The sequence below is a fragment of the Pseudomonas faucium genome, assembly GCF_021602585.1.
Taxonomy (GTDB): Bacteria; Pseudomonadota; Gammaproteobacteria; order Pseudomonadales; family Pseudomonadaceae; genus Aquipseudomonas; species Aquipseudomonas faucium.
Genome location: NZ_BQIP01000005.1, coordinates 225,698 through 250,355 on the forward strand (window position 1 = coordinate 225,698; position 24,658 = coordinate 250,355).

At 64.7% G+C, this 24,658-nt stretch carries 26 protein-coding genes, 2 rRNA genes and 1 pseudogene; 12 read left to right on the top strand and 17 right to left on the bottom strand.

Annotated elements, in window-relative coordinates:
* Positions 1-42 precede the first annotated feature (42 nt).
* A complete protein-coding gene (locus tag L6D75_RS08870) occupies positions 43-345 on the bottom strand; it encodes an Ogr/Delta-like zinc finger protein (RefSeq protein ID WP_176518017.1) in 303 nt (100 codons plus the stop codon).
* Positions 346-546: 201 nt separating this feature from the next.
* On the opposite strand from L6D75_RS08870, the gene L6D75_RS08875 reads away from it, so the two are divergent.
* The gene (locus tag L6D75_RS08875) at positions 547-933 is read left to right on the top strand and encodes a helix-turn-helix domain-containing protein (RefSeq protein ID WP_176518018.1); all 387 of its coding nucleotides are present in this window, start codon (positions 547-549) and stop codon (positions 931-933) included.
* 2 nt (positions 934-935) lie between these two features.
* Here the strand turns inward: L6D75_RS08875 and L6D75_RS08880 are convergent, their stop codons facing one another.
* Genes L6D75_RS08880 through L6D75_RS08890 form a run of 3 tightly spaced genes read right to left on the bottom strand, consistent with a single transcriptional unit; the run spans position 936 to position 1,927 of the window.
* A complete protein-coding gene (locus tag L6D75_RS08880; RefSeq protein WP_176518019.1) occupies positions 936-1,298 on the bottom strand; it encodes a hypothetical protein in 363 nt (120 codons plus the stop codon).
* A complete protein-coding gene (locus tag L6D75_RS08885) occupies positions 1,291-1,626 on the bottom strand; it encodes a head completion/stabilization protein (RefSeq protein WP_176518020.1) in 336 nt (111 codons plus the stop codon). The genes L6D75_RS08880 and L6D75_RS08885 overlap by 8 nt, the downstream gene beginning before the upstream one ends.
* A gap of 52 nt (positions 1,627-1,678) precedes the next feature.
* On the bottom strand, positions 1,679-1,927 hold the full coding sequence (locus L6D75_RS08890) for a helix-turn-helix domain-containing protein (RefSeq protein WP_176518021.1): 249 nt from the start codon (positions 1,925-1,927) through the stop codon (positions 1,679-1,681).
* A gap of 228 nt (positions 1,928-2,155) precedes the next feature.
* On the opposite strand from L6D75_RS08890, the gene L6D75_RS08895 reads away from it, so the two are divergent.
* The gene (locus L6D75_RS08895; RefSeq protein WP_176518022.1) at positions 2,156-4,219 is read left to right on the top strand and encodes a TonB-dependent receptor family protein; all 2,064 of its coding nucleotides are present in this window, start codon (positions 2,156-2,158) and stop codon (positions 4,217-4,219) included.
* Positions 4,220-4,228: 9 nt separating this feature from the next.
* Here the strand turns inward: L6D75_RS08895 and L6D75_RS08900 are convergent, their stop codons facing one another.
* The gene (locus L6D75_RS08900; protein ID WP_176518023.1) at positions 4,229-5,293 is read right to left on the bottom strand and encodes an AI-2E family transporter; all 1,065 of its coding nucleotides are present in this window, start codon (positions 5,291-5,293) and stop codon (positions 4,229-4,231) included.
* A gap of 131 nt (positions 5,294-5,424) precedes the next feature.
* On the opposite strand from L6D75_RS08900, the gene trhP reads away from it, so the two are divergent.
* The 6 genes from trhP to L6D75_RS08930 all read left to right on the top strand — a co-directional run bounded on the left by trhP (position 5,425) and on the right by L6D75_RS08930 (position 11,222).
* The gene (trhP, locus tag L6D75_RS08905) at positions 5,425-6,795 is read left to right on the top strand and encodes a prephenate-dependent tRNA uridine(34) hydroxylase TrhP (RefSeq protein ID WP_176518024.1); all 1,371 of its coding nucleotides are present in this window, start codon (positions 5,425-5,427) and stop codon (positions 6,793-6,795) included.
* Positions 6,796-6,842: 47 nt separating this feature from the next.
* Positions 6,843-8,534 carry a copper resistance system multicopper oxidase gene (locus L6D75_RS08910; protein ID WP_176518025.1) on the top strand — a complete coding sequence of 564 codons (1,692 nt, stop codon included), beginning with the start codon at positions 6,843-6,845 and terminating at the stop codon, positions 8,532-8,534.
* Complete coding sequence (locus L6D75_RS08915; RefSeq protein WP_176518026.1) at positions 8,527-9,267, top strand: copper resistance protein B; 741 nt, start codon at positions 8,527-8,529, stop codon at positions 9,265-9,267. The genes L6D75_RS08910 and L6D75_RS08915 overlap by 8 nt, the downstream gene beginning before the upstream one ends.
* Positions 9,268-9,282: 15 nt before the next feature.
* Positions 9,283-9,711: a DUF411 domain-containing protein gene (locus tag L6D75_RS08920; RefSeq protein ID WP_176518027.1), complete on the top strand. Its 429-nt coding sequence runs from the start codon at positions 9,283-9,285 to the stop codon at positions 9,709-9,711.
* The gene (locus L6D75_RS08925) at positions 9,711-10,148 is read left to right on the top strand and encodes a YqaA family protein (RefSeq protein ID WP_176518028.1); all 438 of its coding nucleotides are present in this window, start codon (positions 9,711-9,713) and stop codon (positions 10,146-10,148) included. Before L6D75_RS08920 ends, L6D75_RS08925 begins: the two co-directional genes overlap by 1 nt.
* A 75-nt stretch (positions 10,149-10,223) precedes the next feature.
* Positions 10,224-11,222 (top strand): alpha/beta fold hydrolase, encoded by a 999-nt coding sequence (locus tag L6D75_RS08930; protein WP_176518029.1) that lies wholly within the window; start codon positions 10,224-10,226, stop codon positions 11,220-11,222.
* Positions 11,223-11,241: 19 nt separating this feature from the next.
* Here L6D75_RS08930 and zapE read toward each other — a convergent pair whose 3' ends face one another.
* The 5 genes from zapE to L6D75_RS08955 all read right to left on the bottom strand — a co-directional run bounded on the left by zapE (position 11,242) and on the right by L6D75_RS08955 (position 16,195).
* A complete protein-coding gene (gene zapE / locus L6D75_RS08935; protein ID WP_176518030.1) occupies positions 11,242-12,348 on the bottom strand; it encodes a cell division protein ZapE in 1,107 nt (368 codons plus the stop codon).
* A 153-nt stretch (positions 12,349-12,501) separates the two neighbouring features.
* The gene (locus tag L6D75_RS08940; RefSeq protein ID WP_176518031.1) at positions 12,502-13,650 is read right to left on the bottom strand and encodes a PQQ-dependent sugar dehydrogenase; all 1,149 of its coding nucleotides are present in this window, start codon (positions 13,648-13,650) and stop codon (positions 12,502-12,504) included.
* A 23-nt stretch (positions 13,651-13,673) separates the two neighbouring features.
* Positions 13,674-13,991 carry a hypothetical protein gene (locus L6D75_RS08945; RefSeq protein WP_176518032.1) on the bottom strand — a complete coding sequence of 106 codons (318 nt, stop codon included), beginning with the start codon at positions 13,989-13,991 and terminating at the stop codon, positions 13,674-13,676.
* A gap of 132 nt (positions 13,992-14,123) precedes the next feature.
* Positions 14,124-15,089: an agmatinase gene (speB, locus tag L6D75_RS08950; protein ID WP_176518033.1), complete on the bottom strand. Its 966-nt coding sequence runs from the start codon at positions 15,087-15,089 to the stop codon at positions 14,124-14,126.
* 26 nt (positions 15,090-15,115) lie between these two features.
* A complete protein-coding gene (locus tag L6D75_RS08955) occupies positions 15,116-16,195 on the bottom strand; it encodes a polyamine ABC transporter substrate-binding protein (protein WP_176518034.1) in 1,080 nt (359 codons plus the stop codon).
* 102 nt (positions 16,196-16,297) lie between these two features.
* Here L6D75_RS08955 and L6D75_RS08960 point away from each other — a divergent pair, with 102 nt between their 5' ends.
* Complete coding sequence (locus L6D75_RS08960) at positions 16,298-17,188, top strand: LysR family transcriptional regulator (RefSeq protein ID WP_176518035.1); 891 nt, start codon at positions 16,298-16,300, stop codon at positions 17,186-17,188.
* 118 nt (positions 17,189-17,306) lie between these two features.
* On the opposite strand, the gene L6D75_RS08965 is transcribed toward L6D75_RS08960, so the two are convergent.
* From L6D75_RS08965 to L6D75_RS08975, 3 genes and pseudogenes are all read right to left on the bottom strand, one after another.
* Positions 17,307-19,733, bottom strand: coding sequence for a TonB-dependent receptor (locus L6D75_RS08965; RefSeq protein WP_176518041.1), 2,427 nt, complete (start codon positions 19,731-19,733; stop codon positions 17,307-17,309).
* 129 nt (positions 19,734-19,862) lie between these two features.
* The gene (locus L6D75_RS08970; RefSeq protein ID WP_236193500.1) at positions 19,863-20,738 is read right to left on the bottom strand and encodes a FecR family protein; all 876 of its coding nucleotides are present in this window, start codon (positions 20,736-20,738) and stop codon (positions 19,863-19,865) included.
* 4 nt (positions 20,739-20,742) lie between these two features.
* Positions 20,743-21,249 (bottom strand): annotated as a pseudogene (locus tag L6D75_RS08975) (RNA polymerase sigma factor); the annotation flags it as partial.
* A 136-nt stretch (positions 21,250-21,385) separates the two neighbouring features.
* On the opposite strand from L6D75_RS08975, the gene L6D75_RS08980 reads away from it, so the two are divergent.
* The gene (locus tag L6D75_RS08980) at positions 21,386-21,874 is read left to right on the top strand and encodes an LEA/WHy family protein (RefSeq protein WP_176518036.1); all 489 of its coding nucleotides are present in this window, start codon (positions 21,386-21,388) and stop codon (positions 21,872-21,874) included.
* Positions 21,875-21,879: 5 nt separating this feature from the next.
* Here L6D75_RS08980 and L6D75_RS08985 read toward each other — a convergent pair whose 3' ends face one another.
* Positions 21,880-22,143 (bottom strand): hypothetical protein, encoded by a 264-nt coding sequence (locus tag L6D75_RS08985; protein ID WP_176518037.1) that lies wholly within the window; start codon positions 22,141-22,143, stop codon positions 21,880-21,882.
* Between the two features lie 126 nt (positions 22,144-22,269).
* On the opposite strand from L6D75_RS08985, the gene L6D75_RS08990 reads away from it, so the two are divergent.
* Positions 22,270-22,590 carry an ElaB/YgaM/YqjD family protein gene (locus L6D75_RS08990; protein ID WP_176518038.1) on the top strand — a complete coding sequence of 107 codons (321 nt, stop codon included), beginning with the start codon at positions 22,270-22,272 and terminating at the stop codon, positions 22,588-22,590.
* 6 nt (positions 22,591-22,596) lie between these two features.
* On the opposite strand, the gene L6D75_RS08995 is transcribed toward L6D75_RS08990, so the two are convergent.
* A complete protein-coding gene (locus L6D75_RS08995) occupies positions 22,597-23,214 on the bottom strand; it encodes a MiaE family protein (protein ID WP_176518039.1) in 618 nt (205 codons plus the stop codon).
* 154 nt (positions 23,215-23,368) lie between these two features.
* Between L6D75_RS08995 and L6D75_RS09000 the strand changes: the two genes are divergently transcribed.
* Positions 23,369-24,232 carry a universal stress protein gene (locus tag L6D75_RS09000; protein ID WP_176518040.1) on the top strand — a complete coding sequence of 288 codons (864 nt, stop codon included), beginning with the start codon at positions 23,369-23,371 and terminating at the stop codon, positions 24,230-24,232.
* A 68-nt stretch (positions 24,233-24,300) separates the two neighbouring features.
* Here the strand turns inward: L6D75_RS09000 and rrf are convergent.
* Together rrf and L6D75_RS09010 are read right to left on the bottom strand one after the other, a co-directional pair.
* Positions 24,301-24,416: ribosomal RNA gene (gene rrf / locus L6D75_RS09005) — 5S ribosomal RNA — on the bottom strand.
* A 136-nt stretch (positions 24,417-24,552) separates the two neighbouring features.
* Positions 24,553-24,658: ribosomal RNA gene (locus L6D75_RS09010) — 23S ribosomal RNA — on the bottom strand; the annotation flags it as partial.

Consider the following 24,658-nt stretch of genomic DNA (forward strand, 5'->3'; position numbering starts at 1 on the left):
TCAGGATGTAAAAAAAAACACCCCGCTCTGCGGGGTGTTTTTTTATCTGCGTGAAACAGACTGGGCAGCGCGCTTTGGGGAACGCTGCCCAGAGGCAGCATCCTCCTCCCGCTGCAATGCGGTGTGGCGTTGCTCCCTACTGGCGGAGGGTAGGTGCACCTGTGGGTTGGGCATGCCACTGGGTGACAGTTCATGGGTCATTTCAAACTCCGCGCGCACCGACCACCCGCATGCCTCAGTGGTGCATTGCAGGTAGGCAACCCGTAAAAAAATATGTCGTCCTTCGCTGGTACGGATACGCATTCGGCTATTGCAATGGGGACAGACCAGCTTGTAAGTACTCACGGCACGTACCTGCTAATGGCTATTGGGCAAAAAAGCTGTAAGGCTGATCGACAAGTTGCCGCGCTATCAGCCAAATCGATAACGGTTTTTTTCATTACACTACTGCTCATGCCAGGATTTCTCCTTTAAACGAAACCGATGTATTCATAACGAGTATTTTAAGCCTAAGGAATATCTTTAAACCAGCCATGGATATTTGTAATGAGTAACCAATCGCTCGCCTCAGTACTGGCACGCCTAAAGCTTCTGACCGGTTCAGATACCGATGTTCAGCTAGCACGGGCCCTGGAAGTCAGCCCTCAGACACTGAGCAGCTGGAAGGTCCGCGACAGTATTCCGTACTCACTATGCGTATCCATCGCCCGAAAACATGGGTGCACACTCGATTGGCTGTTGATGGGAGAAACGCAAAACCCTTCGCCCGCCCAAACCGAAGACGGGTGGGAGAACGATGTGCTCGAGCGCTTGCGCAGCCTTTCATCGGCGGACCGGCAGGCCATCTTCCTGCACATCGAAGACAAGCATCGCATCCAGCGCCTCGAGCAACAGCTGCACGCGCTCGCCCAGCGCGCCCCGGGGCAGGCTTGAGGCTAACCGCGTCGGCGCCAGCGCTGGATCAGCTCGCGCACTTCCACCGTATCGAGCCAGACCAGCACCTTGAGCGTGATCGGTATCACTACCACTGCGGCGACGAAGGCGGCCATGCCGCGCGACAGCATGGGCGCCAGCGACTGCAGCAACGGCTCGAACAGATAACCGACGCCCAGGGTCAGAAACACCAGCATCAACTGCTTGCGTATTGACAGGCGCTTGCGCGAAACGATGTTCAAGCGATCCCGCGCGGCACTTACCAGCAAGGCCCCGAGCAACGCGCCCAGCAGCACGCGGCCTTCCGACGTCAACAACTCGACGACTGCGCCGACAGCATCCTTGAGTTCGTAGTCCTCAGCCATGTTCGACCTCCTCGGAAAATGCCCGGAAAAAGCGCTCCCCATGCAAGGTGCGCCACACAGCAGCGGCGATGAAACACCGGTAACACACCGACAGTGCACGCCCTTGAGTGTGCCCGGCCAGGTCTTCCAGGCGCTTGTAACCACGGGCCCGCAGTGCCGCCCGCCAGCGCGCGAACTCCTGGGCGGCAGCGATGCCAGCGCAGCGCACCGCCAATACCAGGCGCGCCTCGCTGACGTCGTCGCCAAGGCGCAATCGCTCACGCAATGCACGCAATTCGATGCGTGGCCAGAAAGGATCATGGCAATCGGGAAAATGTGCCTTGTTCATGGCCCCTGCGCCTTCAGTCGGCCGTTGAATCGGGATATCCATGTACGCCTCCTCAGGCTTCGGCCAACATGCCGTAGCGAATGGCCTTGATCACCGCCGCGATGCGGGTGGGGACAGCGAATTTGCGCAGGATGTTGGACACATGGAAATTGACCGTCGATTCCTTGCACTGCAGGATCTGGCCGATCTCCCACGAGCTCTTGCCATAGGCGCACCACAGCAGCACCTGCTGTTCTCGAGGCGTGAGGCGGACCGGCACATCGATTGCGCTGTCGGCAATCAATCGCTCACTGTTTTTCATCATCGAACTCCTCAACCATCGCCAACTGCGACAACCAATCGTGCTGCCGCCCTGCAATGCACATTACGAAGCGCCACTGCCCGGCACTACTCGCACGCTTTGTAGCACCTCGCCCTACAAGACTTGTCTTGAACCACGGCTGCAAAAGGCTGAAATTGCGCGTGCTCTGAACGTCATTTCGCTCGTCACAACGCCGTTGCCTGTCTGCCCTTCGCCTGGAGTTGTACGATGCGTCCTGTCTTGCCCCTTTCGTCATGCCTCGGCCTTGTGGCTGCTTTTTCTGCAGGGCCCGGCGCGGCAGCGCCCTCGCTCGAACTGGGCCAGCTGCTGATCAATGACCAGGAGCAAAGCGAGCTGGAGTACGCCCGCGAGCGCCTCCAGGCGATACCCGGCGCCAGCAACCTGGTGGACATGCAGCACGTCGAGCAGGGCCGGGTGGCCAGCAACCAGGATGTACTGGCCTACCAGCCCGGGGTGTTCGCCCAGTCGGCGGGCAACGATGGCATCAAGCTGTCGATCCGTGGCTCGGGCATCAACCGCGCACCCGGCGCCCACGGCTCCGGCGTGTACACGATGTTCGACGGCCTGCCCCTTACCGGCCCCGGCGGCACACCTTATGAATTGTTCGAGCCGCTGTGGCTGAGCCGCGCCGAGGTGCTGCGCGGCGCCAACGGCTTCGACCAGGGCGCCTTGGCCCTGGGCGGGGCGATCAACTACGTGACCCACACCGGCTACGATGCCGCGCCGCTGCAGGTGCGCTACGAGGCTGGCAGCCGCGGCTACCAGCACCGCCATGTCAGCTCCGGCCAGGTACTGGGCAACCTCGACTACTACGTGGCCCTGACCGACTCCGAATACGATGGCTACCAGGCCCACAGCAGCGGCAGCGCCAAGGGCATCGCCGCCAATATCGGCTACCGCTTCAACCCCAACCTGGAAACACGCTTCTACCTGCGCTACCGGGAAACCGAAAACGACCTGGCCGGGCGCCTGACCAAGCAGCAGATCAAGCACGACCCACGTGCCGCCAACGCCGCCTACCTGGCCCGCGACGACAGCCGCCCGCAACCGGGCAGCACCTGGGTCGGCAACAAGACCACCTTCTACCTTGAAGACGACGCCCGCGTGGAAGCCGGGCTGGTCTATCACGACTACCCGATGGATCTGCGCGAAGGCCCGATGCGCCTGAAGGTCGCCTACTCCGACGTCAGCGGCACGCTGAACTACCTGCGCCGCGACACGCTGCTGGGCCACGAGAGCAAGACCACGATCGGCTGGCGCACCACCAAGCACCTGCCCAACAGCGGCGCCTCGCAGTTTGCCCGCAGCAGCGGCGACAATTTCGGCGCCCGCGTGCGCGACTTCAGCTACCAGGGCTCGGACACGGTGCTGCACGTCGGCAACGACCTGGAGCTGATCCCCGACCTGTGGCTGACCACGGGCCTGGCGATGATCTACACCCGCCGCGAAAGTGACGTGACCTACCCCGCCAGTGGCGGCAAGGTCAGCCAGCATGACTGGGACTACGCGCCGCGCCTGGGGCTGCGATACGACATCAGCCCGGCCCTGCAGGTGTACGGCAACCTCAGCCGCTCGGTGGAGCCGCCGCACCCTTGGGCGCTGATCTGGAGTGCGCCGGTCAGCACCCAGCCGATCGAGATGCAGAACCAGACCGCCACCACCCTGGAGCTCGGCGCGCGCGGGGATTCGGCACTGGGCCGTTGGGACCTGGCCTGGTACTACTCGCAGGTTCGCCATGAACTGCTGGCCGTGGAGATCGTGCCGGGCGTGCTGCCCAAGGAGTTCAACGCCAGCGCCACGGTGCACCAGGGCGTCGAGGCGGGCCTGGACAGCACCCTCTGGGAACGCGCCGGCAGCGGCAAGTTGAGCCTGCGCCAGGCCTACACCTTCAGTGACTTCCATTACCGCGACGACGACCAGTTCGGCGACAACCGTCTGCCTGGCATCCCCATGCACTACTACCAGGCCGAGCTGCGCTACGACTGGCCGAGCGGTTTCTATGCCGGGGTCAATACGCAGATGGCGTCCAAGGTGCAGGTCGACTATGCCAACAGCTACCACGCCGACGCCTACGCGCTGCTGGGCGCTCGCCTGGGCTGGAACTCGCCCAAGCAGGACTGGCAAACCTGGCTGGACCTGCGCAACCTGACCAACGAGCGCTACGCGGCGACGGTGACGCCCGGCTACAACGACGCCGGGCAGGACATCGCCCGCTCGACGCCGGGGGAAGGGTTTGCTGCGTATGTGGGGGTTTCGTACAGCTTTCGCTGAAGCAGCCGCCTATTGAGGCAACTGCACCTGCGGCTTGGTGGCGGCGAAGATCGCCCAGCTCGACAAGAACAGGGCCGCGATCAACGGCCCGATCACGAAGCCGTTGAGCCCGAACACCGCCAGCCCGCCCAGGGTGGACACCAGGATCAGGTAGTCCGGCATCCGCGTGTCCTTGCCCACCAGGATCGGCCGCAGCACGTTGTCCACCAGGCCGATCACCAGCACGCCAAAGGCCGTCAGGATGATCCCCTGCAAAATCGCTCCCGTCAGCAGGAAGTAAGCGGCCACCGGCGCCCAGATGATCCCGGCGCCGACCGCCGGCAGCAGTGACAAGAACGCCATCATCACCGCCCAGACCAGTGCGCTGGGGATGTCCAGCACCCAGAAGATGAAGCCGCCCAGCGCCCCCTGGGTAATGGCCACCAGCACGTTGCCTTTCACCGTGGCCCGCACCACCCGGTTGAACTTCAATTGCAGCCTGCGCTTCTGGTGCTCGGGCAACGGCACGGCAAGGCGCACCTGGCGCGCCACCTCGGCGCCCTCGCGAAGAAAGAAGAACAACAGGTACACCATGATGCCGAAGCTCACCAGGAAGTCGAACGTGCCCTGGCCGAAGCTGTATGCCTGGCCGGCCAGCACCTGGCTGCCTTGCGTGGCCCACTTGGTGATCTTGTTCTGCAGGCCGTCGAGGTTGCCCATGCCCAGGCTGTCCAGGCCATGCTGGGCGAACGCCGGCAGCATGTGCTTGCCGCGCGTGACAAAACCGGCAATGTCCAGTTGCCCGCTTTCGATGCGCTGGTACAGGTTGGCGCCCTCCTGCACCAGCAGCGCGCTGGTGATGATGACCGGCAGCACCGCCACCACCAGGCAGACCAGCAAGGTGGTGGCGGCGGCAAGGTTGCGCCGCCGGCCGAAACGCAGCAGCAAATTGCGTTGCAACGGGGCGAACAGGATGCCGAGGATGACCGCCCAGAAGATCGCGCCGTAGTACGGCAGCAGAATCCAGACGAAGGCAAGCGTCACCAACGCCAGGAGTACGGCAAGGGCTTTGTTCTGCAGCGCGGTCGCGTTCATGGCGTTTCCTTCAGGGGCCTGAATAGTTAGTGCAGGCGATCACTGGAAAAGTGCCACTGACGCCTTGATTCAAATCAATACGCCCCCTGCGCCAACGCCCTAGGATCCGCGACTTTTGCCCCGGTGCGCCCATGACCCCGACCGCCAAGCCCGAACTGCTGGCCCCCGCCGGCACGCTCAAGACCATGCGCTACGCCTTCGCCTATGGCGCCGACGCCGTCTACGCCGGCCAGCCGCGCTACAGCCTGCGGGTGCGCAACAACGAATTCGACCACGCCAACCTGGCCCAGGGCATCGCCGAGGCGCATGCCCTGGGCAAGCGCTTCTACGTGGTGGTCAACATCGCGCCGCACAATGCCAAGCTCAAGACCTTCCTCAAGGACCTGGCACCGGTGGTGGCGATGGCGCCGGATGCGCTGATCATGTCCGACCCTGGCCTGATCATGCTGGTGCGCCAGCACTTCCCGCAGATGCCGGTGCACCTGTCGGTGCAGGCCAACACGGTCAACTGGGCCAGCGTGCAGTTCTGGCAGGGCCTGGGGTTGAGCCGGGTAATCCTGTCGCGCGAGCTGTCGCTGGAGGAGATCGAGGAAATTCGCCAGCAGGTGCCAAACATGGAGCTGGAGGTGTTCGTCCATGGCGCGCTGTGCATGGCCTACTCCGGGCGTTGCCTGCTGTCGGGCTACCTGAACAAGCGCGATGCCAACCAGGGCAGCTGCACCAATGCCTGCCGCTGGAAGTACCAGGCAACCCCGGCCAGCGAAAACGCCACCGGCGACATCGTGCAGCAGGTCGAACCGACCCTGGGCCTGGGGGCGCCGACCGACCAGGTGTTCCTGCTGCAGGAAAGCAACCGCCCCGGTACCGAACTGCCCGCCTTCGAAGACGAGCACGGCACCTACATCATGAACGCCAAGGACCTGCGCGCCATCCAGCACGTCGGGCGGCTGGCGGCCATGGGCGTGCATTCGCTGAAGATCGAGGGCCGCACCAAGTCGCACTTCTACTGCGCCCGTGCCGTGCAGTCGTACCGCCAGGCGATCGACGATGCCGTGGCTGGGCGGCCGTTCGACATGGCCCTGATGGACAACCTCGAATCCCTGGCCCAGCGCGGCTACACCGAAGGTTTCCTGCGCCGCCATGTGCACGACGAATACCAGAACTACCTGCGCGGCAACTCGCTGTCCGAGCGCCAGCAGTTCGTCGGCGAACTGACCGGGGCCCGGATTGACGGCCTGGCCGAGGTCAAGGTGAAGAACCGCTTTGCCGTGGGCGACCACCTGGAGCTGATGACCCCGCGCGGCAACTATCACTTCGACCTGCACCGCCTGTGCAACCGCCAGCAGCAGGCCATCGAGGTAGCGCCAGGCGACGGCCATGTGGTGTACCTGCCGATCCCCGAGCAGGTGCCGCTGGAGTTCGGCCTGCTGATGCGTGACCTCGGCCACGAGCAGCCGGCAGCGCTGCCTGACAATGCTGTAATCCCCGCCTCAGCCAGCTGACAGGCGCCACGGGCGACGATCGTGACTCTTCTGCATGAGGTCACGACATGTTGCCCACCCCTTCCCGCCGCACCTTCGTCAAAGGCCTGGGCGCCGCTGCCACGCTCGTGGGCCTGGGCCTGTGGCGGCCACTGGCCAATGCTGCCGATGGCCGCGCCCTGGCCGGCCAGCACTTCGAGCTGTACATCGGCCAGACCCCAGTCAACATCACCGGCCAGCCGCGCACGGCCCTGACCGTCAACGCCAGCCTGCCCGGGCCCGTGCTGCGCTGGCGCGAGGGCGACACCGTGACCTTGCGCGTGCGCAACCGGCTGGAGCAGGACACCTCGATCCACTGGCACGGCATCATCCTGCCCAGCGAGATGGACGGCGTGCCCGGGCTGAGCTTCGCCGGCATCGCCCCCGGCGGTGACTACCTGTACCGCTTTACCCTGCGCCAGAGCGGCACCTACTGGTACCACAGCCATTCCGGCCTGCAGGAGCAGGCCGGGGTGTATGGCGCGATCGTCATCGAGCCGCGCGAAGCCGAGATGCATCGTTACCAGCGTGACCATGTGCTGCTGTTCAGCGACTGGTCCGATCAAGCGCCCGAAGCGCTGCTGGCCACGCTGAAAACGCAGTCCGACGCCTTCAACTACCACAAGCGCACCCTGGGCGACTTCATCGACGACGTTGCCCAGAACGGCTGGCGCGACACCGTCGACGAGCGCCTGGCCTGGGCACGCATGCGCATGAGCCCCACCGACCTCGCCGACATCAGCGCCGCAGCCTACACCTACCTGCTCAACGGCCAGCCACCGGACGGCAATTTCACCTGCCTGTTCCAACCCGGCGAAACCGTGCGCCTGCGGCTGATCAACGCGTCGGCGATGACCTACTTCGATTTCCGCATTCCCGGCTTGCAGCTCACCGTGATCGCCGCCGACGGCCTTGCCGTGACGCCGGTGAAGGTGGACGAGCTGCGCATCGCCGTGGCCGAAACCTACGATGTGCTGGTAACCGTCGGCGACCTGCCCGCCTATACCCTGTTCGCCCAGAGCATGGACCGCAGCGGCTATGCCCGCGGCACCCTGGCCCGCGCGCTCGGCCTGCAGGCCGAGGTGCCGCAGCCCGACCCACGGCCGGTGCTGAGCATGGCCGACATGGGCCACGGCAACATGGCGGCGATGGACCACAGCAACATGGCGGGCATGGACCATAGCGCCATGGCGCCCATGCAGCAGCACCCGGCCAGCGAAATCGGCAACCCGCTGGTGGACATGCAGACCATGGCCCCGCGCGCCAACCTCGACGACCCGGGCATCGGCCTGCGCGGCAATGGCCGGCGGGTACTGACCTACGCCGACCTGCGCAGCCCCTACCCCGACCCGGATGGCCGCGAGCCCTCGCGGGACATCGAGCTGCACCTGACCGGGCACATGGAGCGCTTCGCCTGGTCGTTCGATGGCATCAAGTTCAGCGACGCCGAGCCGCTGCGCCTGGCCTACGGCGAGCGGGTGCGCATTACCCTGGTCAACGACACCATGATGACCCACCCCATCCACCTGCACGGCATGTGGAGCGACCTGGAGGACGAGCACGGGCGCTTCATGGTGCGCAAGCACACCGTCGACATCCCGCCCGGGAGCCGGCGCAGCTACCGGGTCAGTGCCGACGCCCTGGGCCGCTGGGCCTACCACTGCCACCTGCTTTACCACATGGAAACGGGCATGTTCCGCGAGGTACGCGTCGATGCATGAGATCAACAGGCACATCATCGGCAGCCTGGCCTTGCTGGCGCTGCTCAACAGCGAACGGGCAACGGCCGACGCCGCCCCCATGGCCAACCACCAGGTGCACGATCGCGCCATCAACTGGGCAGTGATCGTCGACCAGCTGGAGTACCAGCACTTCGAGAGCAGCAGCGCGCTGAACTGGAACGCCACGGCCTGGATCGGCGGCGATGTCGACCGCCTGTGGCTGCGCAGCGAGGGCGAGCGCGAGCAGGGCAAGACCCACAAGGCCGAACTGCAGGCGCTGTGGGGCCATGCCATCAGCCCCTGGTGGGAGCTGGTCGGCGGCCTGCGCCAGGATTTCAAGCCCGCCAGTGGCCAGGCCTGGGCGGCGTTCGGCATCCAGGGCACACCGCTGTATGGCCTGGAGCTGGAAGCCACGGCCTATGCCGGCGAGCGACAACAGACCGCGCTGCGCCTGGAGGCCGCTTACGCTATGCTGCTGACCAACCGCTGGATCCTCGAGCCAACCCTTGAAGCCAACCTTTACGGGCGCAACGCTGCAGCCCACGAGCAAGGCGCAGGGCTGGCCGACAGCGAAATCGGCCTGCGCCTGCGCTATGAAATCACCCGCGGCTTCGCCCCCTATATCGGCGTAAGCTTCAACCGCCTGCACGGCAACCGCGCCGACCAGGCCCGCGAACAGGGCGAAGACCTCGCCCAGACCCGCCTGGTGGCGGGGGTGCGCCTGCGTTTCTAAAGGAGTCGTTCGACCATGCTGCGTAAACACCTGATCACCTTCGGCCTGCTGGCCATCACCGGCCTGGCCCAGGCCGCCGAAACCATCGACGTCTACCGCGACCCCAACTGTGGCTGCTGCAAGGCCTGGATCAGCCACCTGCGCGACAACGGCTTCACCGTCAATGACCATGTCGAGCCGAACATGAGCGCGGTCAAGCAGCGCCTGGGCGTGGCGCCACGCCTGGCGTCGTGCCACACCGGGGTGATCGACGGCAAGTTCGTCGAAGGCCACGTGCCGGCCGAACAGGTGCGCCTCTTGGCCAAGCGCGCCGACCTCAAGGGCCTGGCCGTGCCCGGCATGCCCATGGGCTCGCCAGGCATGGAAATGGGTGACCACAAGGATGCCTACCAAGTCATCGGCGTGACCCAGGACGGCCAGGACACCGTGGTCGCCAACTACTGATGCTCAGCCTGGGGGCGCTGTTCCTCAGCGCCTTCGGCGCTGCCACCTTGCTGCCGCTGCAATCGGAGGCGGTGCTGGTGGGGTTGCTGCTGCGCCAGCCCGATGCCTGGCTGACCCTGTTGCTGGTCGCAACACTGGGCAATGTGCTCGGCTCGGTGGTCAACTGGCTGCTCGGCCGGGCCATCGAGCACCTGCGCCACCGGCGCTGGTTCCCGTTCAGCGCCCGCCAGCTGGAACGTGCCCAGCAGCGCTACCAGCGCTGGGGGCAGTGGTCGTTGCTGCTCAGCTGGATGCCGGTGATCGGCGACCCGCTGACCCTGATCGCCGGGATCATGCGCGAGCCGTTCTGGCGCTTCATGCTGCTGGTGACCCTGGCCAAGGCCGGGCGCTACATCGTCGTGGCACTGGTGACCCTGGGTTGGTTTCACACTTGGTGACACCTTTAACGTTTAAGGTGCTCCACTGACTGCTACAGTCGCCAATTCCTACATGGTCCTACACGGAGTGCCCCCATGCTGCGCGCAACCGCCCTGGCCCTGGCCTGCCTTGTCGGCGCCCCGGCCATCGCTGCCGAAACGCCCACCTACGGCAAGCAGCTCGAAGGCTTCAGCTATCCTCACCCACTCAAGCATTTCGACTTCCAGTCCCAGGGCCAGCCCCTGCAGATGGGCTACATGGATGTGCCTGCCAAGGGCCAGGCCAATGGCCGCAGCGTGGTGCTGATGCACGGCAAGAACTTCTGCGCCGCCACCTGGGAAACCACCATCGATGCCTTGAGCCAGGCGGGTTACCGGGTCGTCGCGGTGGACCAGGTGGGTTTCTGCACCTCGAGCAAGCCGGCGCATTACCAGTACAGCTTCCAGCAACTGGCCAGCAACACCCATGCCCTGCTCGAGCATCTGGGCATCGATAAGGTGGCCGTCCTCGGCCATTCCACCGGCGGCATGCTCGCCACCCGCTACGCGCTGATGTACCCGCAGCAGGTCGAGCGCCTGGCGATGGTCAACCCGATCGGCCTGGAAGACTGGAAGGCCCTCGGCGTGCCCTACCGCAGCGTCGATCAATGGTATGCCCGCGAACTCAAGCTCGATGCCGAGGGCGTGCGCGAATACGAGCGCAAAACCTATTACGCCGGGCGCTGGAAGCCGGAGTACGAGCGCTGGGTGCAGATGCTGGTGGGGCTGAACCAGGGGCCGGGGCATGAGGCGGTGGCGTGGAACTCGGCGCTGATCTACGACATGATCTTCACCCAGCCGGTGTACTACGAGTTCAAGGACTTGAAGATGCCGACCCTGCTGATGATCGGCGACCAGGACAGCACCGCCATCGGCAGTGACATCGCCCCGCCGCAGGTCAAGGCGCAGCTGGGCAAGTACGCGGTGCTTGGGCCACAGGTGGCGAAACTGATTCCCCACGGCGAGCTGGTGACCTTCGAAGGCATGGGGCATGCGCCGCAGATCGAGGAGCCGCGGCGCTTCAACCGCACCCTGGTGGAGTGGCTGGCGCGCTGAGCTGGCAACGCCCCGGGCTTCAGGCGAAGCGTTGCAGCTGCATCTCCCGCAGCCGGCTCAGGGTCCTTTGGAATGGGAACGCCAAGTACCCTTGGGTGTAGAGCGCATCCAGCGGTACCTGCGCCTCCAGGTACAAGGCCACGCGGCGGTCATAGCATTCGTCGACCAGGGCAATGAACCGGCGCACGGCGTCATCCTTGGGTGACAGGGCGGGCAACTCACGGTCGCCCGCCGCCACCCGCGCCGCGCCATCTTCGGTGCCCCGGGCGATACGCCCTTCGCGCTGGGCACCGCCCAGGGCCGGCACCCCCTCGACCAGGATCGCCGCAAAGCGGTCGCACAGGGCCATGAATTCCATGGCCGACAGCGGCTGCTCGCACAGGTCGGCAAAGCGGCACCAGATGGCCTCGGCGCTGTGGCGGATGACCTGAACCTGGCGTGTGCCGACCGACAGCGGCTCGGTGCTGCCAGGGCCCTGGGGGCTGAGCTGCTGGAAAACCGCCTGTAGCTGGCCCGGCCTGCCCGCTTCGGCCACCCAGTAACGTTGCCGCGCGGCGCCCGGATGCAGGCGGTGGTCCTGCTCGCCGGCCACCGGCAATACCTGCATGTGCCGCTCGATGGCGTGGATCGCGGGGAGAAAGCGTTCGCGGTTGAAGCCGTCGCGGTACAACTGCTCAGGCGGCTGGTTGGAGGTGGCCACCAGCAGAACGCCCTGGTCGAACAGCACCTGGAACAGCCGGCCGAGGATGATTGCATCGCCGATGTCGCTGACGAACAGTTCGTCGAAGCACAGTACGCGGATCTGCCCTGCCAGCTCGCGCGCCAGCGCCTGCAGCGGGTCGGCGGTGCCATTGAGCTGGAACAGGCGCTGGTGGACCCAGGCCATGAAATGGTGAAAGTGCTGGCGCCGCGCTGGCACGCTCAGGCAGCGGTGGAACAGGTCCATCAGCCAGGTCTTGCCGCGGCCTACCGGGCCCCAGAGGTAGAGGCCCTGGGTCGGGCGGCCTTTTTCGAGGGCTTCGAAGCAGGCCTGCAGCGCGTCGACGGCCTGGGCTTGCGCCGGGTCAGGGGCGTAGCCTTGGGCGGTGAGGGCTTGCTGGTAGAGCGATTTGGGATCGTGCGTCATGCGGCATTATGTTCACCGGCCCTATCGCCGGCAAGCCGGCTCCCACAGGTGCACCGCAGGTACACCACAGGTACACCACAGGGCTGGAGGTCTAGGGTGTACCTGTGGGAGCTGGCTTGCCAGCGATGGGGCCGGTGCAGGCCACATACCTGTTCAGCCGGCGTTGAGGCCGACTTTGAGCAACTGCCCATCCTTGGCGTCGGTCAGCACATATAGATAGCCATCCGGCCCTACCCGCACATCGCGGATGCGCGCCTTCAAATCGCCCAGCAAACGCTCTTCATGGACGATCTTGTCGCCATCGAGCTGCAAGCGGATCAGCTCCTGGGTCGCCAACGCGCCGATGAACAGGTTGTGGTCCCAGGCCTTGAAGGTAGGGCTGTCATAGAAGGCCATGCCGCTGATGCCGGGCGATTTTTCCCAGACATGGTGCGGGTCGACCATGCCATCGACATGCTTGCCCTTGGCCTCGGGAATCGGCAGCAACGAGTAGTTGATACCGTGCGTGGCGATCGGCCAGCCATAGTTCTTGCCGGCCTGCGGGATGTTGATCTCATCACCCCCGCGTGGGCCGTGCTCATGGGTCCAGAGCTTGCCGGTCCAGGGGTTGAGCGCGGCGCCCTGCTGGTTACGGTGGCCAAACGACCAGATTTCCGGGCGCACATTGGCGTTGCCGACGAAGGGGTTGTCCTTGGGCACTTCACCGTCGGGCAGGATGCGCACCACCTTGCCTTGCAGCTTGTCCAGGTCCTGGGCGGTCGGGCGCTGGTTGTTCTCGCCCAGGGCGATGAACAGGTAGCCGTCACGGTCGAACACCAGCCGCGAACCGAAGTGGTTGCCGACCGACAGCTTGGGCTGCTGGCGGAAAATCACGGTGAAGTTCTCCAGGCGTGCGCGGTCTTCGCTCAACTGGCCGCGGCCCACTGCAGTGCCGGCCTTGCCGTCGCTGCCTTCCTCGGCATAGGAGAGGTAGACCGTGCGGTCCTTGTCGAACTGCGGCGAAAGCACCACGTCGAGCAGGCCGCCCTGCCCCTCGGCCCAGACCTTGGGCACGCCGCTGATTGGCGCGCCGACCTTGCCTTCGGCGTTGACCAGGCGCAGGTTGCCGGGGCGTTCGGTGACCAGCATGTCCTTGCCGCCCGGCAGAAACGCCAACGCCCAGGGGTTGCGCAAGCCGTCGGCGACGGTACTGACGCTGAGCGTGCCCTCTTCACTGGGGAACTGCTGCTCGGATGCAGCCTGCGCCAACAATGGCAGCAAGGTAGCGGCGGCCAGCGTGGCCAGCCAGGTGGCTTTGTTCATGCACAATTCCTTTCGTGGAGGGCTCAGGGCACGCGTTGGCTGTCCCGCGGGGGCCGGGTGGGTTCCAGGTTGGGAGCCTGCTGTTGGCGGCGCAGGTTGTCGCCGTTGCCGATGCCACGGTTGTCGAGGCTGGGTGTGGGCTGGATGGGGACGGTCGAAGGCCCGCGCACCGGCGGGGTGGCGGGCATGCTGCCCTGGCGGCTGTTGGGGTTGGCACGCTGGATCGGGCTGTTGTACGGGTTGTTGTTGCTGGCGGCGAGCTTCAGGGGCTGCAGCGGGGCAGCCTGCACCGGCAGGCACAGCAAAAGGCCGATGGCCACGGCTGGCAATGTAAGGTTCATCCTCACCTCCTGTACGAAAAAGGCGCGCCTCGTGCGTTGGATAGCCTAAGGCGCGATGGGTTCGCGACAAAAGTGTGAATGCGATTCCTGATGTTTCAGTATGAACCTGCCAGGGTGGCCATGCAGCCGTTGTTACCGGGCGCTGTCGACCTTGTGCCGCACCGCATACAGGCACAGCATCTCCATCGCCAAGGTGGCACCGGCCAGGGCGGTGATGTCGGCATGGTCATAGGCCGGCGCGACTTCCACCAGGTCCATGCCCACCAGGTTGATGCCGCGCAGGCCGCCGAGTATTTCCAGCGCCTGCACCGTGCTCAGGCCGCCGCACACCGGCGTACCGGTGCCGGGCGCGTAGGCTGGGTCCAGGCAGTCGATGTCGAAGGTGAGGTACACCGGGCGCTCGCCCACCCGCTGGCGGATCGCCGCGATGATCGCCTCGGTGCCTTGGCGATGCACTTGCCGAGCGTCGAGGATGGCGAAGCCCTGGCTGTCGTCATTGGTGGTGCGCAGGCCGATCTGCACCGAGCAGGACGGGTCCACCAGGCCTTCGCGCGCGGCATGCCAGAACATGGTGCCATGGTCGATGCGCTTGCCCTCCTCGTCCGGCCAGGTGTCGCTGTGCGCATCGAAGTGGATCAACGCCAACGGGCCATGGCGCCGGGCATGGGCCTTGAGCAGCGGGTAGCTGATGAAATGGTCGCCGCCCAGGGTGAGCATCGCGCAGCCGGCTTCGAGGATATGGCTGGCATGCGCCTCAATGCTGCCTGGTACCGACTGCGGCGTGCCGCTGTCGAAGGCGCAGTCGCCATAGTCGATGACGGCCAGGTGGTCGAACGGGTCGAACGCCCACGGCCAGTGCCGGGCCCAGGCCTGCTGCACCGACGCGGCACGGATCGCCCGCGGCCCGAAGCGTGCACCCGGGCGGTTGCTGGTGGCGGTGTCGAACGGCACGCCGCTGACCACCACATCCACCCCGCGCAGGTCGCGGCTGTAGCGACGGCGCGAGAAACTGGTAATACCGGCGTAGGTACTTTCCGCAGCGGTGCCATACAGGCTGTCACGGGTCATGGCCTGGTCATTGTTCTGGGCTTGATCCACGGTCGGGCTCCTTGGTGGTCTGGGGGTTACTGGCGGGTGCGGAAGGCGGTCCACAGCCGGTTGCGCTGGCGCAGGTCGGACAGCGCCATGCTGCGGTCGGCATACAGGCGCTCGCGCACCGCCGCCGGCGGGTAGATGTCGGGGTCGTTGCGCACCGCCTCGTCAACCAGCGGTGTGGCGGCCTGGTTGGCGTTGGCGAAGAACAGCGCATTGGTCAGCGCGGCCACCGATTCGGGCTTGAGCATGAAGGCGATGAAGGCGCGGGCCGCCTCCGGGTGCGGTGCGTCCTTGGGGATGACCAGGTTGTCCTGCCAGACCAGCGTGCCTTCGCGCGGGATGCGATAGATCAGCTCGAACGGCTTGCCGGCGCGGCGCGCCTGGTCGGCGGCCATGGCCGCATCGCCGTTGTAGGTCAGCGCCAGGCACACGCTGCCGTTGGCCAGGTCGTTGATCTGCCGGCCGTTGGCGACATAGCTGATCGACGGCTGCAGCTGGTTCAACAGCTTCTGCGCCTGGGCAAGATCGGCCTTGTCCTGGCTGTACGGGTCCTTGCCGAGGTAGTTGAGCGCCACGCCGATCACTTCCTGCGGCGAGTCGGGCATGGCGATGCCGCATTCCTTCAGGCGGCTGGCGTATTCGGGTTTGAACAGCAGGTCGAGGCTGTCCATCGGCACATCGCCCAGGCGCTGGCGCACCGCCTCCACATTCACCCCCAGGCCCAGGGTGCCCCAGGTGTAGGGCACGGCATAGCGGTTACCCGGGTCGGCCTCGGCGAGCTTGCCCAGCAGGTCCTTGTCGAGGTTGGCATAGCCGGGCATGCCCTGGGCATCCAGCGGCTGCAGGGCGTTGGCCTTGAGCGCCCGGGCCAGCACGGTGGACGATGGCACCACCACGTCGTAGCCACTGCCGCCGGTGAGCAGCTTGGTTTCCAGCACCTCGGTGGTGTCGAAGGTGTCGTAGCGCACCTTGTAGCCAGTCTCGCGCTCGAAACGCTGCAACGTTTCCGGGGCGACGTAATCGGCCCAGCTATAGAGGTTGACGACCTTCTCTTCGGCCTGCAGCGGCAAGGCCAGGCACAGGGACAGCAGGCACAGCGACTTTCGCATGGCGGACACCTCGGGCAATGGGTGGATGCCGCCAGCATGCCAGCCGGGTTACATTGCAAGAATGGCAACTTTGCAAAGCTGACATTCACCAGGAGCAATGTGATGCTCGGACAACTGCACGACCCTGACCTGCACCTGTTGCGGCTGTTCGTCACTGTAGTCGAGGCCGGCGGCTTCAGCGCCGCGCAAGGCGTGTCGGGGCTGAGCCAGCCCACCATCAGCCAGCGCATGGCGCAGCTGGAGGCGCGCCTGGGCTATCGCCTGTGCAGCCGCGGCAAGCGTGGCTTCAGCCTGACGGAAAAGGGCCAACTGCTGCTGGAGGCGGCGCGCGGCTTGCTGCTGGACATCGAGCGCTTTCGCCAGCAGGCCAATGGCGTCGCTGGGCGCTTGCTTGGCACAGTGCGGGTCGGCATGGCGGAAAACCAGGACGCGGCCGTCAACCTGCGGCTGGCGCGGGCCATTTCACGCTTTCGCGAACGGGATGAGGCCGTGCAGCTGGAGCTGATCAGTGCGCCACCTGCGGAGCTTGAGCGCTTGCTGCTGGAGCAGCGCCTGGACTGCGCCATCAGCTACTTTTCCGGCAACCAGGCGGCGTTCGACTACCAGCCGTTGTTCGAGGAGCGCCAACGCTTGTACTGCGGCAAGGGGCATGCGCTGTTCGGCGCGGCGCAGGTAACTCGTGAGCAGTTGCTGGAAGCTGACCAGGTGCGCCACCCCTACCGCTTTCTCAAGGGTGGCGAGCCGTTCCAGAGCCGGCGCAGCATGGCCGTGGCCGAGCAGATCGAGAGTGTGCTGATGTTCATTCTGTCGGGGCGGCATGTGGGGTACCTGCCGTGCCACTGTGCCCAGGCGTGGGAGGAACAGGGGTTGCTGTGGGCGCTGGATGCCGAGTTGGACTTCGTGGTGCCGTTTACCTTGGCCAGGCATCGGGGGCAGGTGCCGGGGGAGGCGCAGCGGGCGTTTGCGCAGGATTTGCTGGCGGTGTTTGGTTGAGCGGTGGTTTGACTGGGCCGGCCCTATCGCCGGCAAGCCGGCTCCCACAGGCCCGCCACACCTTTCAGTCTTGTGTTGTACCCGTGGGAGCCGGCTTGCCGGCGATAGGGCCAGCAGATCAGTACGCCATGCTCCAGGTCAAGGTGTAGGTACGCCCCCGCCCTTGGTAGTCATAGAGGTACGCCGGGCCGTAGGTGGGCGAGTAGAACAGCGTCGCGCGCTGCCCCCAGACGGTGCTGTACTGCTTGTCCAGAAGGTTCTGGATGCCGGCGCTGAAGGTCCCGAAGCCGGTGTCCTGGCTGCCCAGCAGGTCGAAGGTGGTGTAGCCGTCGATCTCGTGGTCGGCATCATCCTTGAGGCTGAAGGCATGGTTGGCCTGCAGCCTGGCACTGCGCCCATCACCCTTCCAGCCAACGAACGCGGTGGACTTGGACAGCGAGGCATAACGCGCATCGCGCTTGATCCAGCCACCGTCGGCATCCTCTTCCTCGGAGCGGGTCAGGTGCAGCGTGCCGCCCGCTTCCCAGCCGCTCTGGAAATGCCGGGTCAAGGCACCTTCGAAGCCGAAGTCGCGGCTCTTCTGGTCTTCGACGTTGATGGTCAGCGTCTGCGAATCGACGTTGATGATCTTGTCCGACCAGATGTAGTACAGCGCTGCCTGGGCATCCCAGTCGAGGTCGGCGTAACGCCAGCCCAGCTCGACCTGGCGGCTCTTGATGCCGGCCAGCGGGTTGTCGGCCACGCTCAGGCCCGGCTTGCCGTAGTACTTGGCCGGGTCTGGCAGGTCGAAGCCCTCGCCGTAGTTGGTCCACACCTGGTGGCCGTTCTTGAAGTCGTAGATGGCACCGACGTTGTACAGGCTGACTTGGTAGTCGTTGCTGCCACCGGGCACGCCTTTGAAGTCGCTGACGTCCACATCCATCTGCTGGCGCCGGGCGCCGCCGGAGAGGGTGAGGTTGTCGGTGGCATGCCAGTCCAGCTGGCCATACACCGAGACGCCGTCCACGCGGTAGCTGGGGTAGCGGGCGGCCTTGCTCTGTTTGTCCAGGTCCAGGCCACCGCTTTCGGATGAGGTCTGGGCATCGAAGGTGGTCTGGTCGGCATTGAAGCGCTCGCGGTCCAGGTCGACGCCGTAGGTGAGCTTCAGCGTGTCCCACTGCTTGGCGAACAGGCCCTTGAGGCTGGTGACTTCGAAGTTCTGCTGCGAGGCGGCGAAATACACCCCGCGCGAGCCGGTTGGCGTGGCGCGGTTGTAGTACGGGAACGGGTAGAAGTTGTCGTCTTCCTTGCGATAGGACGCCTGCAGATAGAAGTCCTGGCCCAGCACGTCGGTGTGGTGGTAGTTGGCGTTGAGCAGCAGGCGCCGGGTGCGCGGCTCAAGGTCCGACGAATAGCCGCTGCGCAGTTCGGCGTCTTCAAGGTCGGAGGGCGCGTTGTAGTTGAGGTTGGGGAAGTAGATGCCGGTGCTGCCGTGGTTGCCGGAGTCGTAGTACTGGGCCAGCAAGTCGAGGCTTTGTTCGTCGGTGAGCTTCAGGCCAATCGTGCCGAGTACGTCGATGGTGCGGTTGTACTGCAGGTCGGTCTGGGTGTTGTCGATGAAGATCTGCTCGCCCGCGCCGTCGTAGAAGGCTTCGTTCTGCTCGCCGGAGATGCCCAGGCGGGCATTGACCCGCTCGTTGCCGCCGCTGATGGACTGGGCAAAACGGGTGGCCAGGTCATCGCTGTTGTTGAAGCCGCTGCTGGCGCCCAGCTGGGTCTCGAAGCGTGCCGGGCCCGGCTCGCCCTTCTTGGTGACGATGTTGATGATGCCGCCGGTGGCGCCGCCGCCATAAATGGCGCTGGCGCCGGAGAGCACTTCGACGCGCTCGACGTTGAACGGCGAAATGCTGTCGAACTGGCGCGAAAGCCCGCGCGAGCTGTTCTGGCTGACCCCGTCGATCATCACCAGCACGTTGCGCCCGCGCATGTTCTGGCCGTAGTTGGTGCGCCCTTCCGGCGCCAGGTCCAGGCCCGGAACCAGCTTGCCGATGGCTTCCTTGAGGCTCACCCCGCTGTCGATCTGCTCGCGCAGCTGCTGCTGGTCGACCACCCACACCGTGCCCGGGATTTCACTGATGGCGGTGCTGGTGCGCGAGGCGACGCTTACTTCGATGGGCTTGAGGTTGACTGCCTGGGGAGCGGCTGCGGCCTTGCTCAGGGTGACGGTGCGGGCATCGCTGAACTGCCAGGCCATGTCACTGCCGGCGAGCAATTGCGCCAGCGCCTGCTCGACGCTGTAGCTGCCCTGCAGGGCCGGGCTGGTCAGGCCCTGGACATCGGCGGTGGTGTACAGCAGGTGCAGCCCGGCCTGGTCGGCGAATGCGGTCAGCGCCTGGTCGAGGGATTGCGCGGGCAGGTCCAGCTGTACCTGGCGCGTTTCCATCGCGGCCTGCCCAGCTGGCGTGGCAGCCCACGCGTGCAGGGGGCCAGCGAAGACGGCCAGGGCGCTGCAGGACAGCAAGGCGTGATGGAAACGACCGCCGCGACGGTACGAAGGCATGGGCATGAGAGGCACGAATGAGCTTCCAGACAAGTCGTAAATGAGAATGAGTTGCTGATCAGTCCCACTACGACGATCTGGCTTGTACGAACTTGCAGTGCCAAATGAAAAATATTTCGATTATTTTTTAATGCTTCAGTACACCACTGCCAGCCATGGCAGATAAGTGACCTTGAGGCCGTAGCGTTGCTCGAGGGTGTGCAGCAGTGCCTGGGGTTCGCCCAGGTCGAACACACCACTGACTTCGAGTGCCGCCAGCTTGCTGTCGGAGAGCACGATGCGCCCGTGCTGGTAGCGCTCGAGTTCGGCCAGCACCTGCCCGAGCGGCTTGCCGTTGAAGATCAGCTTGCCGCGTTGCCAGGCGGTCTGCGCGCTGGCGTCGGGCGATACGGCCAGGTTTTGCGAGCCGGCCCGGGCATCGCCCTTGGCCAGCACCACGTGGCCGTCGCGGCGCACGCTGAAGGTCGCAGCATTGCCTTGCACGGGCTGCGCTGCGGTCTCGACCACAAAGGGCCGCGGATCCTCGGCGGTCTCGAACAGCGCCTCGCCGGCGCGCAACGTGACCCTGCGCTCGCTCGCGGTAAAGGCCACATTCAGGGCACTGGCGCTGTTGAGCACCACCCGCGAGCCGTCCGCCAAGGTGATGTGCTGCCGCTCGCCCATGGCGGTGTGATAGTCCGCCAGCCAGAGCGGCATCTGCTGCCAGCTGCCGTAGCCGGCCACCAGCAACACCAGGGACGCCGCGATGCCAGCCGCCCAGTGCCGCTTGGGCCGGCGCACGGGGGGCGCTTGGAAGGCTTGGGCCGTCGGCGTGTGGCCGAGGCTCTGCCACAGCGCCTCGGCTTCGCATGCCGCCTCGGCGTGCGCCGGGCTCAGCGCACGCCAGCGCAGGTAGCGCGCCTGGTCGGCCGCGCTGGCATTGCCCGAATGCAGCAGTACCTGCCAGTCGAGGGCATCGTCGGACAAATCGCTGATGGGCTGTGGCACAGGCATGCTCAAGGTGTCAGTCATGGTTATGTTTGAGCCAGTCGCGGCAATGGCGCAGGGCCTGGCCGATGTATTTTGCCACCATGCTCTCGGAGACGCCCAGTCGTTGTGCGATCTGCGCCTGGGTCAGGCCCTCGACGCGATTGAGCAGCAGGGCCTGGCGAGCCTTCTCGGGCAGCAGCAGCAAGCCTTCATCAAGAATCTTCAGGCGTTCGCGGGCCAACAGCGCCGCCTCCGGCGCCGGGGCCGGGCAGGCTACCTCGGCGCCACCATCGCTGTCCTCGTGGCTGGCGGCCAGGCGCTGCTCACGGCGCAAGGCGTCGATCGCAAGGTTACCCGCCACGCGGAAGATGAAACTGCGCGCGTGCAACACCGGCACCGCCTGCTCATCGATCTTCACCAGCTTGAGGTAGGTCTCCTGCGCCACGTCGGCAGCGCGCTGGCGATCGCTCATGCGCCGGGTCAGAAACTGCAGGAGGTCGTCGTAGTGCTCCTGGAAACTTGCCAGCAGACCAGACACGGGAGACGTCAGCATTGGGTGGAGGCACTGCCAGTAGGAGGAATTATCGGGCGTTAATGAGAAACAGTATCTTTCATAATGCCCGACACTTTCAACGCTACCGTGCATTTGCCACACTGCAGGCCTGACTCTGCTGGCAAGGTTCGCGCCCATGGCTCTGCGTTTGCGTCGTTACACCCGCCTTTTGCTGGTCTTGCTGATGGCGAGCGGGCTCAATGCCTGTGCGCTGTTCCAGGCCCGCGACCCGATCAACATCACCGTGATCGGCTTCGAACCGCTTGCGGGGCAGGAGCTGGAAATGCGCATGGCGGTGAAGATGCGCGTGCAAAACCCCAACGAACAGGCGATCGACTACAACGGCATCGCGCTGAACCTGGAAGTCAACGGCCAGCCCCTGGCCGCGGGCGTCAGCGACCAGCAGGGGCATATCGGCCGCTATGGGGAGCAAGTGGTCGTGGTGCCGATCAGCATCACGGCGTTCTCGTTCCTGCGCCAGGCTTATGGCCTGGGGCAGCTCGATACGCTGCAGGGCATGCCCTACGTGCTGCGCGGCAAACTCGCCGGTGGCCTGTTCGGTACCGTGCGGTTTACCGAGCAGGGCAAGCTCGACCTGCCCAAGGGCGCAAGCCTTGGCTGGTGAAGGTATCAGCGGTTGCCGCTGGCGGCCGCCATCATCTTGTTGACCTCGCTGCGCACCATGCTGGCGTACTCGGGAGGCGACATGGCGTCCAGTTCGGCGCGCACCCATTCGGCCCATTTGCCTTTGCGCCGGGGTTTTTCAGCAATCAGCCGGGCAGCCTCACCTTTGGCCTTGCCCAGGTTGTTCTGCCACAGCTCGAACAGCCGAGCTTTCTCTGCCTCGATCTGCGCCCGTTCCTGGAAGCTCTTGTTGGCCAGATTGAAACTCATGGAAATACCTGCCATTGAAAATGGCCGCTATCTTACACCTTGGCGGCGCATCATCGAAAACCGTCGCAACTTTCCGCACGCGCCGGCATCCATTGCTTATCCACCCCCATCGACGAGGACGAGTTCATGGCCCGTAAAACTGCCGCACTGACCGACAGCGACCAGATCAAGGATCAGGTATTCAGCGAGCTGCAATCACTGATCGAAGAGTCGGAGAAGCTGCTGAACGACAGCGCCGCGCTAGTCGGCGAAGAAGCCGATACCTTGCGCGCGCAAGTCAGCCTGAAACTGCGCCAGGCCCGGGAAGCCGCTGGCCAGGTGCGTGCCAAGGCGCAACCGGTGGTCGACGCCACCCAGGACTACATCGGCGGCCATCCGTGGCAGACCGTGGCGATTTCCGCCGGCTTCGGCCTGGTCATCGGCCTGTTGCTGGGTCGCCGCCCTTGAGCTGAATCAGGCGGCTTGCGCCATTGGAATACCGCTGTGGAAGCGGAGCTCCTGGTCGGGCGACTGGATCAGCTCGGCTTCCGCTTCCCTCACCAGCTCGACGCGCCGGGCGATGTCCGCCTCCTCTCCATAGTGATGGGCCAGCTTCAGGTAACCCTGGTAGTGGCGCGCCTCACTCTTCAACAAGCCGTGATAGAAGGTGCCCAGCTCTTCATCCAGGTGCGGCACCAAGGCGGCGAAACGCTCGCAGCTACGGGCCTCGATGAAAGCGCCCACGACCAGGGTATCCACCAGCTTCACCGGCTCATGGGCGCGTACCAGGCGGCGCAGGCCCGAGGCGTAGCGCCCTGCCGACACTGGCCGCAGCGGCACGCCGCGGCGCTTCATCAGGCGTAGCACCTGCTCGTGGTGCACCAGCTCTTCGCGCGCCAGGCGCGACATCATGTTGATCAGGTCCAGGTGAGTGTTGTACTTGGCGATCAAGCTCAAAGCAGTGCTCGCGGCCTTGAACTCACAGTTCTTGTGGTCGATCAGCAACGTCTCCTGGTCGGCGAGCGCCGCTTCGATCCAGGCGTCTGGCGTTGGGCAACCGAGGAAGGCTTCGATTTCGGGGATCAGGGACATAGAGGTGCAACCACACAGGACGGGCAGGACCGGCGATTATACCGGCGGCGCCAGGGATCTCCAGTGACTATGCTTGATGTACATCAAACGGCGGCGCAGCGGACGCCGACTATAGTCAGGCATTGGCCGCCACCTTTGAAGGGAGTTCACGCCCATGCAAGCTGTCCGTAGCATCCTTGTCGTCCTCGACCCCGAACATGCACACAGCCGTGCGCTCACCCGGGCCAAGCTGATTGCAGGGGTGACAGGTGCGCGCCTGCATCTGCTGATGTGCGACAAGAAGCATGACCACAGTGCCTTGCTCAGCCTGTTATCCAGCCAATTGCACGATGATGGCTACGATAACGTCACCCACGAGCAGACCTGGCATGACACGTTGCATGAATCGATCATCAAGGTGCAGGAGGCCGAAGGTTGCGAACTGGTGATCAAGGAGCATCGGCCAGACAACCCCCTGAAAAAGGCATTGCTCACGCCTAGCGATTGGAAATTGCTGCGCTTCTGCCCTTGTGCGGTGTTGATGGTCAAGAGCGAGCGGCCGTGGACAGGCGGCGTGATCCTCGCCGCGGTGGATGTCGGCAACCAGGATGACGACCATCGCAGGCTGCACGCGGACATCATCGATCATGGCTACGCGATTGCCGGCCTGGCCAAAGGGCATTTGCACGTCGTCAGCGCCCACCCCTCCCCCATGCTGTCGGCGTCGGACCCCGTGTACCAACTGAGCGAAACCATCGACAAGCGTTATCGGGAAGCGTGCAGTGCGTTCCAGGCGGAGTACGACATCAGTGAAGATCGCTTGCATGTCGAAGAGGGGCCGGCCGATGTGCTGATCCCACATTTCGAGAAGGCACTGGATGCGGTGGTCACGGTAATTGGCACCGTGGCGCGCACGGGCATCACCGGGGCCTTGATTGGCAATACGGCCGAGGTGGTATTGGATTCGCTGAAAGGCGATGTGCTGGTGCTCAAGAGCGAAGAAGCCACCGCGCACCTGGCAGAATTGGCCCGCGGTTAATATCTCCCGGAAGCCCGGAAAGACAAAACCCCTACCTGCTCGCGCAGATAGGGGTTTTGCGAAATGAATCTTGACGATGACCTACTCTCACATGGGGAAACCCCACACTACCATCGGCGATGCATCGTTTCACTGCTGAGTTCGGGATGGGATCAGGTGGTTCCAATGCTCTATGGTCGTCAAGAAATTCTGTTGCCAGAATGTCCAGATGGACAGCCCAGCGAATTCGGATATGTGATATTTGTGATGTTGCTTGCGAACTTTCGGTTCGTTTCGTCTTCACCACCGCAATCTGCGCTAGCAAATTGCTTGGGTGTTATATGGTCAAGCCTCACGGGCAATTAGTATTGGTTAGCTCAACGCCTCACAGCGCTTACACACCCAACCTATCAACGTCGTAGTCTTCGACGGCCCTTTAGGGGATTC

Bases quoted from the DNA above. Each gene is read 5' to 3' on its own strand.
- L6D75_RS08875 (WP_176518018.1), top strand. From the start codon at position 547: ATGAGTAACCAATCGCTCGCCTCAGTACTGGCACGCCTAAAGCTTCTG.
- L6D75_RS08880 (WP_176518019.1), bottom strand. From the start codon at position 1,298: ATGGCTGAGGACTACGAACTCAAGGATGCTGTCGGCGCAGTCGTCGAG.
- L6D75_RS08885 (WP_176518020.1), bottom strand. From the start codon at position 1,626: ATGAACAAGGCACATTTTCCCGATTGCCATGATCCTTTCTGGCCACGC.
- L6D75_RS08890 (WP_176518021.1), bottom strand. From the start codon at position 1,927: ATGAAAAACAGTGAGCGATTGATTGCCGACAGCGCAATCGATGTGCCG.
- L6D75_RS08895 (WP_176518022.1), top strand. From the start codon at position 2,156: ATGCGTCCTGTCTTGCCCCTTTCGTCATGCCTCGGCCTTGTGGCTGCT.
- L6D75_RS08900 (WP_176518023.1), bottom strand. From the start codon at position 5,293: ATGAACGCGACCGCGCTGCAGAACAAAGCCCTTGCCGTACTCCTGGCG.
- trhP (WP_176518024.1), top strand. From the start codon at position 5,425: ATGACCCCGACCGCCAAGCCCGAACTGCTGGCCCCCGCCGGCACGCTC.
- L6D75_RS08910 (WP_176518025.1), top strand. From the start codon at position 6,843: ATGTTGCCCACCCCTTCCCGCCGCACCTTCGTCAAAGGCCTGGGCGCC.
- L6D75_RS08915 (WP_176518026.1), top strand. From the start codon at position 8,527: ATGCATGAGATCAACAGGCACATCATCGGCAGCCTGGCCTTGCTGGCG.
- L6D75_RS08920 (WP_176518027.1), top strand. From the start codon at position 9,283: ATGCTGCGTAAACACCTGATCACCTTCGGCCTGCTGGCCATCACCGGC.
- L6D75_RS08925 (WP_176518028.1), top strand. From the start codon at position 9,711: ATGCTCAGCCTGGGGGCGCTGTTCCTCAGCGCCTTCGGCGCTGCCACC.
- L6D75_RS08930 (WP_176518029.1), top strand. From the start codon at position 10,224: ATGCTGCGCGCAACCGCCCTGGCCCTGGCCTGCCTTGTCGGCGCCCCG.
- zapE (WP_176518030.1), bottom strand. From the start codon at position 12,348: ATGACGCACGATCCCAAATCGCTCTACCAGCAAGCCCTCACCGCCCAA.
- L6D75_RS08940 (WP_176518031.1), bottom strand. From the start codon at position 13,650: ATGAACAAAGCCACCTGGCTGGCCACGCTGGCCGCCGCTACCTTGCTG.
- L6D75_RS08945 (WP_176518032.1), bottom strand. From the start codon at position 13,991: ATGAACCTTACATTGCCAGCCGTGGCCATCGGCCTTTTGCTGTGCCTG.
- L6D75_RS08955 (WP_176518034.1), bottom strand. From the start codon at position 16,195: ATGCGAAAGTCGCTGTGCCTGCTGTCCCTGTGCCTGGCCTTGCCGCTG.
- L6D75_RS08960 (WP_176518035.1), top strand. From the start codon at position 16,298: ATGCTCGGACAACTGCACGACCCTGACCTGCACCTGTTGCGGCTGTTC.
- L6D75_RS08965 (WP_176518041.1), bottom strand. From the start codon at position 19,733: ATGCCCATGCCTTCGTACCGTCGCGGCGGTCGTTTCCATCACGCCTTG.
- L6D75_RS08970 (WP_236193500.1), bottom strand. From the start codon at position 20,738: ATGACTGACACCTTGAGCATGCCTGTGCCACAGCCCATCAGCGATTTG.
- L6D75_RS08980 (WP_176518036.1), top strand. From the start codon at position 21,386: ATGGCTCTGCGTTTGCGTCGTTACACCCGCCTTTTGCTGGTCTTGCTG.
- L6D75_RS08985 (WP_176518037.1), bottom strand. From the start codon at position 22,143: ATGAGTTTCAATCTGGCCAACAAGAGCTTCCAGGAACGGGCGCAGATC.
- L6D75_RS08990 (WP_176518038.1), top strand. From the start codon at position 22,270: ATGGCCCGTAAAACTGCCGCACTGACCGACAGCGACCAGATCAAGGAT.
- L6D75_RS08995 (WP_176518039.1), bottom strand. From the start codon at position 23,214: ATGTCCCTGATCCCCGAAATCGAAGCCTTCCTCGGTTGCCCAACGCCA.
- L6D75_RS09000 (WP_176518040.1), top strand. From the start codon at position 23,369: ATGCAAGCTGTCCGTAGCATCCTTGTCGTCCTCGACCCCGAACATGCA.